Raw genomic sequence first — 15117 nt, 5'->3', positions numbered from 1 at the left:
ATTCAGCCGGTAGCCATGGAAGAGGGGCTTCGCTTTGCGATCCGCGAAGGCGGCCGTACGGTGGGCGCCGGCGTGGTAAGTGAAATTATTGAATAGAAATAGGTGAGTGATGCCATCATGGAGATGGCATCACTGCTCAATGAAAGATCATAAGCTGTGGCTACACAACAAAAAATTCGAATTAAATTAAAGTCGTACGATCACAATCTGATCGATAAATCGGCTGAAAAAATAATTCAGACAGTAAAATCAACAGGAGCAGTGGTGTCTGGACCGATACCACTGCCTACGAAGAAGAACATCATCACGGTACTTAGAGGCCCTCATGTAAATAAGAAGGCTCGTGAACAGTTTGAATATCGCTCACACAAGCGTTTGATCGATATTCTGTCAACCGGTTCACAAACCGTCGATGCATTGATGAAGCTGGAGCTGCCCTCTGGTGTGGACGTAGAAATTAAAGTGTAACATTATCAATCACTGAACAATGAGTAGTGGTTTAATAGGAAAAAAAGTTGGAATGACCAATGTGTTCGATGACAACGGCCGCAACTACGCGGTAACTGTCATCGAAGTGGAACCATGTGTTATTACACAGATAAAGACGGAAGAGACCGACGGTTACCAAGCGGTGCAGCTTGCTTCTTTTGACAAGAAGGCCAAGAATGTCTCCAAGCCGGTACTGGGTCATTTCGAAAAAGCTGGTACAACGCCTAAACAATATGTTAAGGAATTCAGAGATTTCATCCCTGAAGGCTTTGATGTCGGTGATGAACTTAATATTGAAGATATCTTTAATGTGGGCGACACTGTTGATGTTGCTGGCATCACCAAGGGAAAAGGATTTACCGGTGTTGTAAAGCGGTATAATTTCAGTGGTGTGGGTGAAGCTACACACGGCCAGCATAACCGACAACGCCACCCAGGATCTATTGGACAGGCTTCTGACCCCGCTCGTGTATTCCCGGGGATCAAGATGGCCGGACGCAGTGGGAATGAACGTACCAAGATCAAGAACTTGACCGTTGCAAAGATTTTTGCAGAGTCGAATTTGATGATGGTTACCGGTTCTGTCCCCGGTCCCAATGGACGTTTTGTAGAAATTTACAATCGATAGATAAATTGAAATGAAGCTTCCGATTTACACAGTTGAAGGTGAGGATAGCGGTAACCAGGCAGAATTGGCAGAAAGTATTTTTGCCATTGAGCCCAATGAAACCGTTATCTACGAAGATGTTCGCCGATATATGGCGAATCAGCGGCAGGGAACTGCCAAAACAAAAGAACGTGGAGAAGTTCGCGGTGGTGGACGAAAGGCCTATCGCCAGAAAGGAACGGGCCAGGCTCGTCGCGGGTCCATACGATCGCCTTTGTTAAAAGGCGGTGGAACCGTATTCGGTCCCAAACCGCGCGATTATTCCTTCCGCATGTCTAAAAAGTCACGACAGCTCGCGCGCAAGTCCGCCCTGTCATTAAAGGCCGGCGAAGATGCTATTAAGGTTGTTAATGATTTCAGCTTTGATGAGCCAAAAACGCGAAAAGTTGTTGACATTTTGGACGGATTGGGCATTGAAAATAAAAAAGTGCTCATATTGACAGCGGAAACCGACAAGATTATCTATAAATCTGCTCGCAATATCCCGAATATATCTGTGTTGGAGGCGAATAAGCCGACAACATACCAGATTCTGGATGCAGATGTGATTCTCGTTCAGCAAAGCGCTGTTGATGTTTTACAAGGATCTATTGAACCCGTTGAGGAGGTTGAAGCATGAGTGAAGTATTGAAAAAACCATTAATTACTGAAAAGTTAACCCGACTTCAGGCGGAAGGTAAATACGCATTCAAGGTTGACAAATATGCGACCAAGCCGGATATCAAGAAGGCAGTTCAGGAACGGTATCCCGACGTGAAAGTGGGGAAGGTCAACACGATGATTATGCCTTCCAAACCCAAAGGCCGGTTTACACAAAGCGGTTACATCGAAGGGCGGGCCAAAGTTTGGAAAAAAGCAATTGTAACGCTCAAGGAAGGTGAAATAGACTTCTTTAGTGAAATTTAGAAAGAATTAGTTCAATGGCTACGAAGAAACTAAAACCAACAACACCCGGATCGCGGCACCGTACTGCGCCAAAATTTGATGACGTAACGGTTAGCAAGCCGAAGGTAAAACGTCTGCTCAAAGGCAAGGATCAGTCAGGTGGGCGTAACCGACAGGGCCGAATGACTTCCCGTCATCGCGGAGGCGGACACAAGCGCCGTTACCGAACGATCGATTTCAAGCGGAATAAATATGATATTCCTGCCAAGGTTCAAACTATTGAATATGATCCGAACCGGTCGGCACGCATTGCTCTTGTTGCCTATGCCGACGGTGAAAAGCGGTATATCATTGCACCAGACAAGTTGACCGTTGGTGATACAATCATCAGCAGCAATTCCGCCATAGAGCCGGATCCGGGCAATGCTATGCCCATGCGCAACATGCCGCCGGGCACCTTTATTCATAATATTGAAATGAATCCCGGTAAAGGAGCTCAGCTTTGCCGAAGTGCAGGAACGGTGGCACAGATGGTAGCAAAAACGGATAAATATGTGACGGTAAAACTTCCATCCGGTGAAGTGCGAATGATTCTGGGAAGCTGTTTTGCCACGGTAGGAACCACCAGTAATCCAGACCATTTCAATACCACCATTGGCAAAGCCGGTCGAAATCGCTGGAAAGGAAAGCGACCTCAAACACGCGGTGTTGCCATGAACCCGATCGATCACCCGATGGGCGGTGGTGAAGGTAAAGCCTCCGGTGGCCATCCACGCTCACCATGGGGCCAATCCTCAAAAGGATTGAAGACAAGAAAACGCAAGAAGCTTTCGGATCGCTACATCGTCCGAAGTCGTAAAAAGTCTAAAAAGTAATTAGTTATGCCAAGATCGCTCAGAAAAGGACCTTACGTATATTACAAGTTAAAGCGTAAGATCAATGCAATGAATGAAAGCGGTAAGAAGAATGTCATCAAAACCTGGTCGCGTAGCTCTATGGTTACACCGGATTTTGTGGGGCTAACGATTGCCGTTCATAACGGGAAGCAGTTTATCCCGGTATTTATCACTGAAGATATGGTTGGTCACAAGCTGGGTGAATTTGCACCCACCAGAACATTCCGTGGTCACCCCGAAAAGAGTAGAACCCGAGAAGCACCCCGAAAACCGTAATACATTATGGCTGAAGAAAAATTTGAAGCACGAGCGATTCAGAAACATTTGCGAAAGGCGCCACGAAAGGTACGCCTGGTAGCTGATGCAGTACGTGGAGAAAATGTTGCCAAAGCCCTTAAACGACTTGAGTTTACGAATAAGGCTTCGGCTCCTTATGTGGCCAAAGTAATCAAGTCTGCGGCCGCAAATATTCGCGATAAATTTCAGGAAGCACGACTTGATAACGAGGATTTATACATTAAGGAAATTTTCGTGAACGAGGGAGCGACCCTGAAGCGAATTCAACCGGCACCCATGGGACGTGCCCACCAGATTCGCAAGCGCACCTGTCACATCAATGTAACTGTGGCAAAAAAAGAAGAAGAATTAGTTAATTAATAAACGACAATACCTTGGGACAGAAATCACATCCAGTAGGTTTAAGACTCGGTATCATTCGAGGTTGGGATTCCAACTGGTATTCCGAAGAGAATGAACCCGAAATACTTTATGAAGACACGAAGCTGCGTGAGTATTTGCACACGCGTCTTCAAAATGGCGGATTGTCACGTGTCATCATTGAACGTACTCCTAAACGCATACTTCTTACACTCAAAACAAGCCGCCCTGGTGTTATTATTGGTAAGGGGGGCGAGCAGATTGAACTGCTCCGTGAAGAGTTGAGGAAAATCACCAGCAAGGAAGTACAGATTAATGTAAGCGAGATCAAACGGCCGGAAACCGATGCCAGCCTGGTTGCACAGAATATAGCACAGCAGCTGGAAGCACGAATATCCTTCCGCCGTGCGATGAAGACGGCAATTTCATCTGCTATGCGAATGGGGGCAGAGGGGATTAAAATCCGATGTGCCGGTCGTCTGGGTGGATCTGAAATGGCACGTACCGAACAGTATCGTGAAGGCCGTGTTCCCCTGCATACCCTGCGGGCGGATATCGACTACAACAATACAACCGCCAATACCATTTATGGATCTATTGGTGTGACGGTTTGGATCTTCAAGGGGGAAGTGCTTGGTGATATTGAACTTACTCCGGGGGATGCTCACAGCCAGCAGAAGGATGACTCCAAGGGACGTCGTGGTGGAAAACGTCGTTCGCGCAGAAAACGAAGAAATCGAAGCAACTAATACTGTAAACCGATAAATCATGCTTGAACCAAAACGCGTAAAACGCCGTCGTCAGCATCGAAGAAGCCTGGAAGGTACGGCTCAGCGAGGTCATACATTAGCCTATGGCGATTTTGGTCTGAAGGCCATGGAGCCTAAATACATCACTTCCCGACAGATTGAATCATGTCGGATTGCAATTGCCCGTCAGTTGCAGCGTGATGGACAGACCTGGATTCGTATTTTTCCTGATATGCCCAAGACTTCACAGCCTGCAGAAACCAGGATGGGTAAAGGTAAAGGTGCTGTTGAAGAATATGTGGCGGTGGTTAAACCAGGAAGAATTTTATTCGAAGTGGCCGGTGTACCTTTGGAATTAGCTCGAGAGGCAATGCGCCGGGCCGACTACAAACTTCCCATTAAAACGAAATTTATTGTTCGTCGCGACTATGACGGACCTTAATTTCAAAGGAATTATTGAATACGCATGAAAGCACACGAACTTAGAGAACTTACGATTACGGAACTCAAAGCACGGCTTGAGGACGAAAAGCAAGCGTTGCAGGATATGACATTCAATCGGGCTATAGCAGGACAGTTGGAAAACCCTGCCCGCGTACCGATGACACGGCGAGAGATTGCTCGTCTGCACACGATTATTACTGAAAAAGAACAAGAAGGTGCTGAATAGCTGAATTATGGCACAAACTGAACGAGTACAACGAAGAGAACGAACCGGTCGCGTGGTTAGCAACAGAATGGATAAAACCATTACTGTAGCTGTAGATCGACAAGTGAAACACGCGATTTATGGTAAATTTATTACAAAGACGACCAAGTACATGGCGCATGACGAAAGTAATGAAGCCAATGAGGGGGATATTGTTAAAATCATGTCCACCCGCCCGCTTTCCAAGCGAAAAACTTGGCGCCTTGTGAAAATTATTGAACGTGCAAAATAACGGATAAAGAATTAGCAATGGTACAAGCTCAAACAAAACTAAAAGTTGCCGACAACAGTGGTGCCCGAGAACTTCAGTGTATTAAAGTCCTGGGTGACTCCAAGCGCCGGTATGCCCGCATTGGCGATCTGATTTCCTGCTCTGTTAAAACCGCCATTCCCGGTGGTAATGTAAAAAAGGGGGAAGTGGTCAATGCAGTAGTCGTGCGGACCAAAAAGGAGATTCGCAGAAATGACGGCAGTTACATCCGCTTTGATGAGAATGCTGCTGTTATCATCAACAACGAAAGCGAACCGATTGGAACCCGTATTTTCGGACCGGTTGCACGAGAATTGCGAGAAAGAAATTATATGCGCATCGTATCACTTGCACCAGAAGTGCTTTAAAACAGAATTTATTATGCCACGTACGAAGAACAGACAGAAAAAATTACATGTCAAAAAAGGCGATGATGTCAAAGTTATTGCTGGTAATGAAAAAGGCAAGGAAGGCCGCGTATTGGCTGTCTTCCCGGCTAAAGAACGTGTATTGGTGGAAGGCATTAACATGAGAGTACACCACGACAAGCCGACCCAGGAAAATCCCCAGGGCGGTCGCATTGAACGCGAAGTACCCGTTCATATATCCAATGTAATGGTAATTGATCCATCCACCGGTGAGCCGACACGTATCGGCCGCAAACGCATTGAAGAGGAAGGCGGAGGCCGGTGGGTCCGCTATGCCAAGAAAAGTGGCGAGATTATTGATAAATAAGAAGTAATTGAAGAATGGCTGAAGCAAGACTTTATACTGACTACAAAAACGATATTATATCAAAGCTGAACGAACAGTTCGACTATGACAACATCATGGCTGTTCCCAAACTCAAGAAGATAGTTATTAACTGTGGCGTGGGCGAGGCTGTAGAAAATGAGAAACGTCTTGACACCGTAGTTGAAAATGTCGCTAAGATCTCCGGTCAGCATCCGGTGACCACAAAGGCAAAAAAATCCATCTCGAATTTCAAGACGAGGGAGGGACTGCCTATCGGCTGCAAGGTAACACTGCGTAAGAAGCAAATGTATGAATTTCTGGATCGGTTGATTAACCTTGCGCTGCCTCGATCCCGCGACTTTCAGGGCATTCCGGATAAGAGTTTTGACGGACGCGGAAATTATTCGCTCGGAATCAAGGAACATACGATCTTCCCGGAAATTAACACCGAGGAGGTTGATGAGATCCACGGACTGGATATAACTTTTGTTACGAGTGCAGAAACCGATGAGGAAGCGTACGCCCTGTTGAAAGCATTTGGAATGCCATTCCAGAAACGAAATTAATTTACACAAGCACTACTAATATTATGGCAAAAGCAGCTTGGATAGCACGCAATAAGAAAAGAAGACGAACGGTAGAAAAATACGCCGAGAAGCGTAAAAAGCTTAAGGAAGAAGGCAAGTGGGAAGAGCTTCAGAAGCTTCCCCGTGATGCCAGTCCCACACGCTTGAACAACCGGTGTAGCCTGACGGGCCGATCCCGCGGATACATTCGGAAATATGGTATCTCACGTATTAAATTTCGAGAACTTGCTCTTGATGGGAAAATTCCCGGAATTCGAAAGGCAAGCTGGTAACAATCTAACGAAGACCTTTTATGTTTGATCCAATTTCAGATTATTTAACACGAATTCGTAACGCTCAGCGGGCCGGACATCGACGCGTTGATATTCCGGCATCAAAGCTGAAGCGTGCCATGACGAAAATTCTCTTAGATAAAGGATATATCAACAAATATATCAATATCGACGATGGCAAGCAGGGTATGCTCCGCCTGTTTCTTAAGTATGATGCCTACGGTCATCCTGTTATCAAGAAGATGAAACGGCGCTCCAAGCCTGGTCTTCGGGAGTATAGCGGGGCGAATAATATCCCTCGGGCTCTGAACGGGCTGGGAATTGTTATCCTGTCAACCTCTCGCGGCGTCATGACCGACAAGGAAGCCCGCAAGCTTAACGTGGGTGGCGAAGTATTGTGCTCTGTTTATTAAAAATAAAAGAATAGAATTATGTCTCGTATCGGAAATCAGCCGATTGAATTAAAAGATGGTATTGAATTCAGTATTGATGCTGATAATGTTGTCACAATCAAGGGTGAGAAGGGAAGCGATACCTTGAAAGTAGACGAAAGCATCACTATTGAAAAGAAAGATGGTGAACTTATTGTCAGCCGCAGCTCGGAAGAAAAGAGCCAGCGTGCCCTTCACGGCCTATACCGATCCCTGATCGGAAATATGGTTCAGGGGGTTTCGGAAGGCTATAAGAAGGAGCTTGAAATCAGAGGAGTCGGTTACCGGGCATCATTGAGCAATGGTGTACTTGAAATGACTCTTGGGTTTTCACATCCCATTTATTTTGTAGCTCCTGACGGGGTTGACCTCGAAGTGGATACCAAAAAGCGAAAAAACCCGACAATCATTGTTTCCGGAATTAACAAAGAATTGGTTGGGCAGGTCGCCGCTAAAATTCGATCCCTTCGTCCGCCGGAGCCTTATAATGGAAAAGGCATCCGCTATGTTGATGAGTGGGTTCGAAGAAAAGCTGGTAAATCTGCTGCTAAAGCTTAATAAGAATTATTATCATGAATAAGACAACAAAAAAACGGTTACGCCGAGATAAAATTCGCCGTCGCATCCGGTCCACAATCCGCGGTACGGCAGAACGACCTCGACTGAGTGTATATAAAAGTAACAAGCATGTCTATGCCCGTCTGGTAGATGATCTGACAGGGCAGACGCTCGCCTCGGCTTCGACTCAATCAGAAACCCTGGCTGATGAGATCGGGGAATTAACCAAGAAGGAGTCAGCTGAAATTGTGGGTAAACATCTGGCCCAGCTGGCTGAAGACAAAGGAATTGATAAAGCTGTTTTTGATCGTAGCGGATACAAGTATCACGGCGTAATCAAGGCACTTGCTGAAGGTGCTCGAGAAGGTGGATTAGACTTTTAAATAGAATTACTATGCCTAAAATAAGAAGACGACATAACGTAGCTCCTAAGAATTTAAACCTTGAAGAAAAGCTCGTGCATATCAACCGGGTTTCCAAGGTTGTAAAAGGTGGCCGGAGATTTAGCTTTAACGCCATTGTAGTAGTAGGAAATAAAGATGGTGTGGTAGGGCATGGCCTTGGAAAGGCGAATGAAGTTTCCGATGCCATCCAAAAGGGTTTTGATAATGCAAAGAAAAACCTGATCCGGGTGCCCATGACAAAGACCGGAAGTATCTATCACACGATAACCGGAAAGGAAGGGGCAGGAAAAGTACTGCTCCGGCCGGCATCGGAAGGTACCGGTGTGATTGCAGGCGGACCTGTGAAGGCGCTGCTCGATATCGCCGGGTTGCAGAATATTTTGACAAAATCTGTCGGTTCCTCGAATCCACACAATATGGTTAAAGCAACCTACAATGGATTGAAGAGACTGACCGATCCGGTTGAAGTTGCCCAGCGGCGAGGAATTTCGCTGAACAAAGTGTTTGAAGGCTAATTTATTTTTAGGAATTTAAGACGGTTACATTACAATGGATTTAAGCAATTTAAAAGCTCCTGAACCAAATCAGAAAAAAGCCAAGCGTATTGGCCGTGGACAGGGTTCGGGACGTGGAAGCCATACTGTTGGAAAAGGACATAATGGCCAGCGGGCCCGGAGTGGTTTCAAGGAGCGGTTCTGGTTTGAAGGTGGACAAATGCCCCTTCAGCGCCGCATACCAAAATGGGGATTTAACAATCCCTTCCGCAAGGAATATGTTGCGGTGAATGTCGGAACCATTGATCTTTTTCTGGAGGCAGGTAAACTTTCGGATAATACAATAAGCCTGGATGACCTGGTCGAAGCAGGACTGGCCGGAAAGGGAGAACTTGTGAAACTTCTTGGCGATGGCGAGATTGAAACCTCCATTGAAATTGAGGTGCACAAAGCCAGTAAATCCGCCCAGAAGAAGGTTGAAGATGCCGGTGGAACGGTAACATTTGTTGAGAATTAATATAGTCTCTTTTCTGAATGAGTTTAGTTGAAAACTTTCGCAACATATTTAAAATCGAGGAGCTGAAAAACCGCATCCTCTATGTCGTTGGTATACTGATGATCTATCGCATCGGGAGTTATGTTACACTTCCGGGCGTTGATGCCAGTGCCCTTGTACAGAACACCGGCAATGCCTCCAGCTTGCTTGGCCTTTTTGATATGTTTGTGGGAGGGGCCTTTTCGCGTGCCGGTGTATTTGCACTGGGTATCATGCCGTATATTACAGCCGCTATTATCATTCAGCTGATGGGGGCGGTTGTTCCCTATTTTCAGAAACTCCAGCGTGAGGGGGAAGAGGGTAGAAGAAAGATCAATCGACTAACGCGCTATGGTACGGTTGGAATCACGGCTGTACAGGCTATCGGTTTTGCAATCAACCTGATGGCAACTTCGCCCAATGCCATTATTGTCAGCAATTTTACCTTCGTTATTACATCCGTTATTGTACTGACTGCTGGAACCACTTTTGTGATGTGGCTGGGAGAGCGCATTACCGATCGCGGTATAGGAAATGGTATTTCCATTTTGATTATGATCGGAATTATCGCACGGCTTCCGGCGACGCTCATTAATGAGATTACAACATCAGCCAATGCGATTATCGTTATTGTAGAAATTGCTGCTTTAATATTGGTGATCGCCTTTTGTGTGCTGCTTACACAGGGCGTTCGGAAGATTCCGGTGCAGTATGCCAAGCGTGTAGTGGGACGCAAGGTCTATGGAGGTACTACACAATATCTACCGCTCAAGGTGAATGCTGCCGGGGTAATGCCGATTATCTTTGCCCAGTCCATTATGTTTATTCCCAGCACCATTGGAACTTTTTTCCCGGACAATGCAACGGTACAGATGCTGACTGCCTGGTCTTCTGACTTTACCGGCATTACCTACTCGATTGTGTTCTTTATTATATGTGTGTTCTTTACTTATTTCTATACGGCTATCTCTGTTAACCCGCGCGAAATGGCTGACACCATGAAGCGGCAGGGCGGATTTATTCCGGGTATTCGACCGGGCAACCAGACCGTTGAGTTTATCGACAACATCCTGACGAAAGTCACGCTCCCTGGAGCAATTTTCCTGGGCTTTATTGCCATCCTGCCGGCATTTGCAGCCCGGCTGGGTGTTAATCCCGGATTTGCGATGTTCTACGGCGGAACGAGCTTGTTGATTATTGTGGGCGTTGCAATCGATACCCTGCAGCAAATTGAAAGTCATCTGATGATGCGTCATTACGATGGATTTATGAAAACCGGTAAAATGAAAGGGCGTCGCAGAGCGGGATGATCTTTTTAAAGAGCGAATCGGAAATTGAAAAAATGCGCGTCAGTGCGCAGCTCGTTTCCCAGACTCTGGCAGAAGTTGCCAAGTATATTGAACCGGGAGTTACAACAGCAAAGTTGGATAGGATTGCTGAAGAATTTATTCAGAAAAACAATGCACATCCAGCTTTCAAAGGGTATGGACCGAAAGGAAATGAATTTCCCGGTACGCTGTGTATTTCCATCAATGAAGAGGTGGTGCATGGAATTCCAAGCGACTCTCGGGAACTCCAGGAAGGAGATATTGTTTCTATAGACTGTGGCGTCGAAAAGGATGGATATTTTGGTGACCATGCGTATACCTTCGCCGTTGGTGAGTGTGATACGCAAACTATTGACTTATTGAGAACGACGCTTGAATCGCTCTATAAAGGAATTGACCAAGCGGTGCACGGTAACAAAATCGGTGATATTTCGCACGCCGTGCAGCTGCACTGTGAAAACAAAGGGTTCGGCGTGGTCCGCGACCTGGTGGGTCACGGATTGGGAAAATCGCTGCACGAAGATCCCTCTGTACCCAATTTTGGTAAACCAGGCCGAGGGAAACGGTTGCGTTCCGGAATGACCCTCGCCATAGAACCGATGATTACCATGGGTACTTTCCAGGTGCAAACACTGGAGGATGGCTGGACCGTCATAACGGCAGATAAGAAGAATGCTGCCCATTATGAGCATGATATTGTTGTACGCGAAGGAAAGGCTGAAATTCTAAGTACTTTTGATTATATTAGAGAGATAACAAAAAACCGAATAAACGCAGATATTTGAGATGGCTAAAGAAGAGCCTATTAAGCAAGACGGCGAAATTATTGAAGCGTTACCGAACGCACAATTTCGCGTCGAACTTGACAATGGACATGAGATTTTGGCTCATGTTTCAGGAAAGATGAGAATGTACTACATCAAAATACTTCCCGGCGATCGTGTCGCCGTGGAGATGTCTCCTTACGATCTGAGTAAGGGACGTATTACGTATCGATATAAATAAATTCTAATTAAAAAGAGTTTACCTTATTATGAAGACTCGATCTTCAGTTAAAAAAAGAAGTTCTGACGACAAAATTGTACGACGCAATGGTCGTGTATATGTAATTAACAAGAAAAATCCACGCCACAAACAACGGCAAGGATAATAAATCTGTATAGTTTTATGGCAAGAATTGCTGGAATTGACTTACCGAAAGAGAAGCGAGGCGAAATAGGTTTAACCTATGTGTTTGGTATTGGCCGGTCTACTGCTCAGGAAATACTTGATGAGCTGGATATAGATCGCAATATCAAGGTGAAGGACTGGACGGATGAACAGGTGTCCAAACTTCGATCCAAGATCGACAGCGAATATACCGTTGAAGGTAACTTGCGAAGCGAAGTGAAAGCTAATATTCGTCGCCTAATTGAGATTGGTTCGTATCGCGGTACACGGCATCGAAAAGGATTGCCGGTTCGCGGACAAAATACCCAGACGAATGCCCGTACCCGCAAAGGAAAGCGGCGTACAGTAGCAGGTAAGAAAACAGCTCCGAGAAAATAAATAAAGTAAGACGATAAATGGCAAAGAAAAAACGACGATCTCCGGCCAAGAAACGGAAGAAAAGAAAGCAGCTATCAGACCCGAATGGAATGGTTTTCATTAAAGCCACCTTCAACAACATTCTGGTTACCGTCACAGATGCTGACGGAAATGCTATCTCCTGGTCATCGGCTGGGAAGGAAGGGTTCAAAGGATCCCGGAAGAATACGCCCTATGCAGCTCAACTGAGTGCAGAAACAGCAGCAACAACTGCCCATGAGATGGGGTTGCGACGGGTGGAAGTATTTGTAAAAGGACCCGGCTCCGGAAGAGAAGCTGCAGTACGTGCGTTGGCATCCAGTGGACTTGAGGTTACGTCTATCAAAGATCGTACCCCTATACCACACAACGGTTGCAGGCCGCCTAAACGACGAAGAGTATAAAGTAGAAAGTTAGTATTTATTATGGCAAGATACAGAGGTCCAAAACAAAAAAAGGCAAGACGATTTCGGGAACCGATTTTTGGTCCCAGTAAAGCACTGGAACGTAAACCTTACGGACCGGGGCAGCATGGCCGATCCCGCTATTCACGAAAGTCTGAGTATGCTATTCAGCTGGAAGAAAAGCAGAAGGCAAAATATACGTATGGCCTGCTGGAGCGGCAGTTCTCGAATTTATTTGACAAGGCCAACGCCAAAACCGGTGTTACCGGCGAAATATTGCTCCAGTTTCTGGAGAGCCGATTGGATAATACCGTTTATCGTCTTGGTCTTGCACGGACACGACGTCAGGCTCGTCAACTGGTTAGCCACAAACATATCGTGGTGAATGGACAGGTGGTCAATATTCCATCCTACCAGCTTAAACCAGGCGATGTTGTAAGTGTTCGACCCAAGTCGAAAAATCTGGAGGTCATCAATGATTCACTCCAGCACGCCCCCACCCGGAAGTACAAATGGGTGGAGATTGACAAAAATGAAATGTCGGGAAAGTTTTTGAATATGCCTGATATTGAGGAAATTCCTGAAAATATTGATGTTCAGCTTATTGTTGAGCTTTACTCTAAGTAATTTTAACATTTAGTGCGATAACGCTTCTATTATGAGCAACTACAGCATACAAATGCCTGAACCTCTTGATGTTAAAGAGGCCACCGATACCTTTGGAACCTTTATTCTGCAACCTTTAGAGCGGGGATTTGGCGTAACGGTTGGTAATTCATTCCGTCGTATTCTGTTGTCTTCCCTGCCGGGAATCGCCATCAATGCCATTAAGATCGAAGGAGTAGAGCATGAGTACTCCAGCATTAAAGGCGTTAAGGAGGATGTGTATGAAATTATCCTCAACCTGAAGGAAGTACGGTTTGAACAGGTAGAGCAGAGTAGCGGAGTGGTTCATATCTCCAAATCAGGGGAAGGCAAACTTACTGCGGCCGATATTAATGAAGCTACGGCCGACTATGAGGTTTTGAACCCTGATTTACTGATTGCCACGCTCTCCGATGATGCGGATCTGGAGATTGAACTACGCCTGGGACGCGGCCGGGGATATGTTCCGGCGGAAGAGCAGAATGTGGATACCTCCGAGGATGTTAACCTGATCCCCATTGATGCTATCTACACCCCAATAAAACAGGTTCAGTTTGATGTTGAAAATGTCCGGGTAGGCCAGCATACGGACTATGAAAAGCTGGTCATGGATATAACCACGGATGGCTCTATTAACTCCAAGGAAGCGCTTACCATTGCTGGTAAGATTTTGAAAGAGCACATAGAGAAGTTCATCACCGAGGAAATTGACGAACCCTTCACGCAGGAGGAAGAAGAGGTAGATGCAGAAAAACAGCGGATAAAGAATCTGCTGAAAACAAGCATTGAAGATCTGAATTTAAGCGTTCGATCCTATAACTGCCTGAAGTCGGCCAACATAAATACGATCGGAGAACTGGTTACCCGGGATGAACAGGATCTGCTGAAGTTTCGAAACTTTGGTAAAAAATCGTTGGCTGAACTTGTTGAAGTGATTGAAGGTAAAGATCTTCACTTTGGCATGGATGTAAGTAAGTATTTAGATAACTCATAAAGCTATTACAAAGCAATGCGTCATTTAGTTAAAGGAAGAAAACTAGGCAGAACGCCCTCGCATCGAAAGGCGACTCTTAATGCACTTTCGGTGGCCCTACTCAGGGAGCACAGAATCGTTACTACGGAGGCGAAGGCCAAAGAGCTTCGAACCTATGTAGAGCCAATCATTACGAAGGCCAAAGAGGATACCACACATAACAGACGCCAGGTCTTTTCAAAATTACAGAATAAGAAGGTGGTGTCTCATCTTTTTAATGAAGTTGCCCAGAAGGCAATGGATAGACCGGGAGGATATACCCGTGTTATCAAGGTCGGGAACCGCCCCGGTGACGGTGCCAAGATGGCTGTTATCGAGCTGGTTGATTATAACGATATCAAGCCCGAGGATAGCCATAAGAAGAAGCGCACACGCCGGGCTGGCAAGTCTAGCAAAAGCACCTCTTCTGGAGGAAACAGCGATGATAAGGCGAAAGCGGCAGCCAGCAGCAATGAAGAAGCTGCTGACGTGGAAGAATCATCCGGCGGTAACACTGAAGAAGAGTAATTCTTCTTTGTCGATAAGCGCGGTGCCGTACGAGAAAAGAGTTATTCCAATTTATATCATTAAATCTAATATAATATTTGGAATAGTCCTTATAACTTCTTATCATTGCATCGCTTCGAAACAAAAGGTCAGCAGGATTTAGGAAATAATAATTTTTTGTTGACTTAGATAAGATAAATGTCTTATCTTTGAAGTCTGCTCGAGAGAATGAGCAGCAAAAATTTGTTCTTTAAAAATACTGAAAGAATATACAGACGATCGCACGTCGAGCCCTTGTCGGGCGGCCGGGAGGCTGCCCAGATAAGAGAAGACATCG

General features: G+C 45.8%; 30 protein-coding genes. All 30 read left to right on the top strand.

Annotated elements, in window-relative coordinates; genetic code table 11:
* Positions 1–96: EF-Tu C-terminal domain-related protein (locus tag FN808_RS18315; protein WP_142715988.1), on the top strand; the 96-nt coding region annotated here is incomplete at its 5' end.
* Between the two features lie 60 nt (positions 97–156).
* On the top strand, positions 157–468 hold the full coding sequence (gene rpsJ / locus FN808_RS18310; RefSeq protein ID WP_073068579.1) for a 30S ribosomal protein S10: 312 nt from the start codon (positions 157–159) through the stop codon (positions 466–468).
* Positions 469–487: 19 nt separating this feature from the next.
* Positions 488–1117: a 50S ribosomal protein L3 gene (rplC, locus tag FN808_RS18305; RefSeq protein WP_142716073.1), complete on the top strand. Its 630-nt coding sequence runs from the start codon at positions 488–490 to the stop codon at positions 1115–1117.
* Between the two features lie 10 nt (positions 1118–1127).
* A complete protein-coding gene (gene rplD / locus FN808_RS18300; protein ID WP_142716072.1) occupies positions 1128–1775 on the top strand; it encodes a 50S ribosomal protein L4 in 648 nt (215 codons plus the stop codon).
* A complete protein-coding gene (rplW, locus tag FN808_RS18295; RefSeq protein WP_142716071.1) occupies positions 1772–2062 on the top strand; it encodes a 50S ribosomal protein L23 in 291 nt (96 codons plus the stop codon). Before rplD ends, rplW begins: the two co-directional genes overlap by 4 nt.
* Positions 2063–2076: 14 nt before the next feature.
* Positions 2077–2916, top strand: a complete 840-nt coding sequence (rplB, locus tag FN808_RS18290) for a 50S ribosomal protein L2 (protein WP_142716070.1) — start codon at positions 2077–2079, stop codon at positions 2914–2916.
* Between the two features lie 6 nt (positions 2917–2922).
* Positions 2923–3213 carry a 30S ribosomal protein S19 gene (rpsS, locus tag FN808_RS18285; RefSeq protein WP_142716069.1) on the top strand — a complete coding sequence of 97 codons (291 nt, stop codon included), beginning with the start codon at positions 2923–2925 and terminating at the stop codon, positions 3211–3213.
* A gap of 6 nt (positions 3214–3219) precedes the next feature.
* Entirely contained in the window at positions 3220–3594 is a 375-nt protein-coding gene (gene rplV / locus FN808_RS18280; RefSeq protein ID WP_142716068.1) for a 50S ribosomal protein L22, read from the top strand.
* A 14-nt stretch (positions 3595–3608) separates the two neighbouring features.
* Positions 3609–4343: a 30S ribosomal protein S3 gene (rpsC, locus tag FN808_RS18275; protein ID WP_142716067.1), complete on the top strand. Its 735-nt coding sequence runs from the start codon at positions 3609–3611 to the stop codon at positions 4341–4343.
* Positions 4344–4362: 19 nt separating this feature from the next.
* Positions 4363–4785 carry a 50S ribosomal protein L16 gene (gene rplP / locus FN808_RS18270; RefSeq protein WP_142716066.1) on the top strand — a complete coding sequence of 141 codons (423 nt, stop codon included), beginning with the start codon at positions 4363–4365 and terminating at the stop codon, positions 4783–4785.
* 24 nt (positions 4786–4809) lie between these two features.
* On the top strand, positions 4810–5013 hold the full coding sequence (gene rpmC / locus FN808_RS18265; RefSeq protein ID WP_142716065.1) for a 50S ribosomal protein L29: 204 nt from the start codon (positions 4810–4812) through the stop codon (positions 5011–5013).
* A gap of 7 nt (positions 5014–5020) precedes the next feature.
* Positions 5021–5284 carry a 30S ribosomal protein S17 gene (gene rpsQ, locus FN808_RS18260; RefSeq protein ID WP_142716064.1) on the top strand — a complete coding sequence of 88 codons (264 nt, stop codon included), beginning with the start codon at positions 5021–5023 and terminating at the stop codon, positions 5282–5284.
* Between the two features lie 17 nt (positions 5285–5301).
* Positions 5302–5670: a 50S ribosomal protein L14 gene (rplN, locus tag FN808_RS18255; RefSeq protein ID WP_142716063.1), complete on the top strand. Its 369-nt coding sequence runs from the start codon at positions 5302–5304 to the stop codon at positions 5668–5670.
* Positions 5671–5683: 13 nt separating this feature from the next.
* Entirely contained in the window at positions 5684–6037 is a 354-nt protein-coding gene (gene rplX, locus FN808_RS18250; protein WP_142716062.1) for a 50S ribosomal protein L24, read from the top strand.
* 14 nt (positions 6038–6051) lie between these two features.
* Positions 6052–6603: a 50S ribosomal protein L5 gene (gene rplE, locus FN808_RS18245; protein ID WP_142716061.1), complete on the top strand. Its 552-nt coding sequence runs from the start codon at positions 6052–6054 to the stop codon at positions 6601–6603.
* A gap of 23 nt (positions 6604–6626) precedes the next feature.
* On the top strand, positions 6627–6896 hold the full coding sequence (gene rpsN / locus FN808_RS18240) for a 30S ribosomal protein S14 (protein WP_142716060.1): 270 nt from the start codon (positions 6627–6629) through the stop codon (positions 6894–6896).
* A 20-nt stretch (positions 6897–6916) separates the two neighbouring features.
* Positions 6917–7309, top strand: a complete 393-nt coding sequence (gene rpsH, locus FN808_RS18235; RefSeq protein ID WP_142716059.1) for a 30S ribosomal protein S8 — start codon at positions 6917–6919, stop codon at positions 7307–7309.
* 18 nt (positions 7310–7327) lie between these two features.
* Complete coding sequence (gene rplF / locus FN808_RS18230) at positions 7328–7885, top strand: 50S ribosomal protein L6 (protein WP_142716058.1); 558 nt, start codon at positions 7328–7330, stop codon at positions 7883–7885.
* A gap of 14 nt (positions 7886–7899) precedes the next feature.
* Positions 7900–8268, top strand: coding sequence for a 50S ribosomal protein L18 (rplR, locus tag FN808_RS18225; protein ID WP_142716057.1), 369 nt, complete (start codon positions 7900–7902; stop codon positions 8266–8268).
* An 11-nt stretch (positions 8269–8279) separates the two neighbouring features.
* Positions 8280–8804: a 30S ribosomal protein S5 gene (rpsE, locus tag FN808_RS18220; RefSeq protein ID WP_142716056.1), complete on the top strand. Its 525-nt coding sequence runs from the start codon at positions 8280–8282 to the stop codon at positions 8802–8804.
* 34 nt (positions 8805–8838) lie between these two features.
* Positions 8839–9300, top strand: a complete 462-nt coding sequence (gene rplO / locus FN808_RS18215) for a 50S ribosomal protein L15 (RefSeq protein WP_142716055.1) — start codon at positions 8839–8841, stop codon at positions 9298–9300.
* A 17-nt stretch (positions 9301–9317) separates the two neighbouring features.
* On the top strand, positions 9318–10628 hold the full coding sequence (gene secY, locus FN808_RS18210) for a preprotein translocase subunit SecY (protein ID WP_142716054.1): 1311 nt from the start codon (positions 9318–9320) through the stop codon (positions 10626–10628).
* Positions 10625–11431, top strand: a complete 807-nt coding sequence (gene map / locus FN808_RS18205; protein WP_142716053.1) for a type I methionyl aminopeptidase — start codon at positions 10625–10627, stop codon at positions 11429–11431. The genes secY and map overlap by 4 nt, the downstream gene beginning before the upstream one ends.
* Position 11432: 1 nt before the next feature.
* The gene (infA, locus tag FN808_RS18200) at positions 11433–11651 is read left to right on the top strand and encodes a translation initiation factor IF-1 (RefSeq protein WP_073068622.1); all 219 of its coding nucleotides are present in this window, start codon (positions 11433–11435) and stop codon (positions 11649–11651) included.
* Between the two features lie 28 nt (positions 11652–11679).
* Positions 11680–11796, top strand: a complete 117-nt coding sequence (gene rpmJ, locus FN808_RS18195; RefSeq protein WP_142716052.1) for a 50S ribosomal protein L36 — start codon at positions 11680–11682, stop codon at positions 11794–11796.
* A 17-nt stretch (positions 11797–11813) separates the two neighbouring features.
* Positions 11814–12194, top strand: a complete 381-nt coding sequence (gene rpsM, locus FN808_RS18190; protein ID WP_142716051.1) for a 30S ribosomal protein S13 — start codon at positions 11814–11816, stop codon at positions 12192–12194.
* A 17-nt stretch (positions 12195–12211) separates the two neighbouring features.
* Positions 12212–12616: a 30S ribosomal protein S11 gene (gene rpsK, locus FN808_RS18185; RefSeq protein ID WP_142716050.1), complete on the top strand. Its 405-nt coding sequence runs from the start codon at positions 12212–12214 to the stop codon at positions 12614–12616.
* Positions 12617–12637: 21 nt separating this feature from the next.
* Entirely contained in the window at positions 12638–13243 is a 606-nt protein-coding gene (rpsD, locus tag FN808_RS18180) for a 30S ribosomal protein S4 (RefSeq protein WP_142716049.1), read from the top strand.
* A gap of 31 nt (positions 13244–13274) precedes the next feature.
* Positions 13275–14255, top strand: coding sequence for a DNA-directed RNA polymerase subunit alpha (locus FN808_RS18175; RefSeq protein ID WP_142716048.1), 981 nt, complete (start codon positions 13275–13277; stop codon positions 14253–14255).
* A 15-nt stretch (positions 14256–14270) separates the two neighbouring features.
* Complete coding sequence (rplQ, locus tag FN808_RS18170) at positions 14271–14801, top strand: 50S ribosomal protein L17 (RefSeq protein ID WP_142716047.1); 531 nt, start codon at positions 14271–14273, stop codon at positions 14799–14801.
* Positions 14802–15117: the final 316 nt, after the last annotated feature.

Source organism: Fodinibius sediminis, from assembly GCF_900182555.1.
Classification (GTDB): domain Bacteria; phylum Bacteroidota; class Rhodothermia; order Balneolales; family Balneolaceae; genus Fodinibius; species Fodinibius sediminis.
Note: the sequence above shows the minus strand (reverse complement) of the source record. Positions and strands in the feature narration are given on the sequence as shown.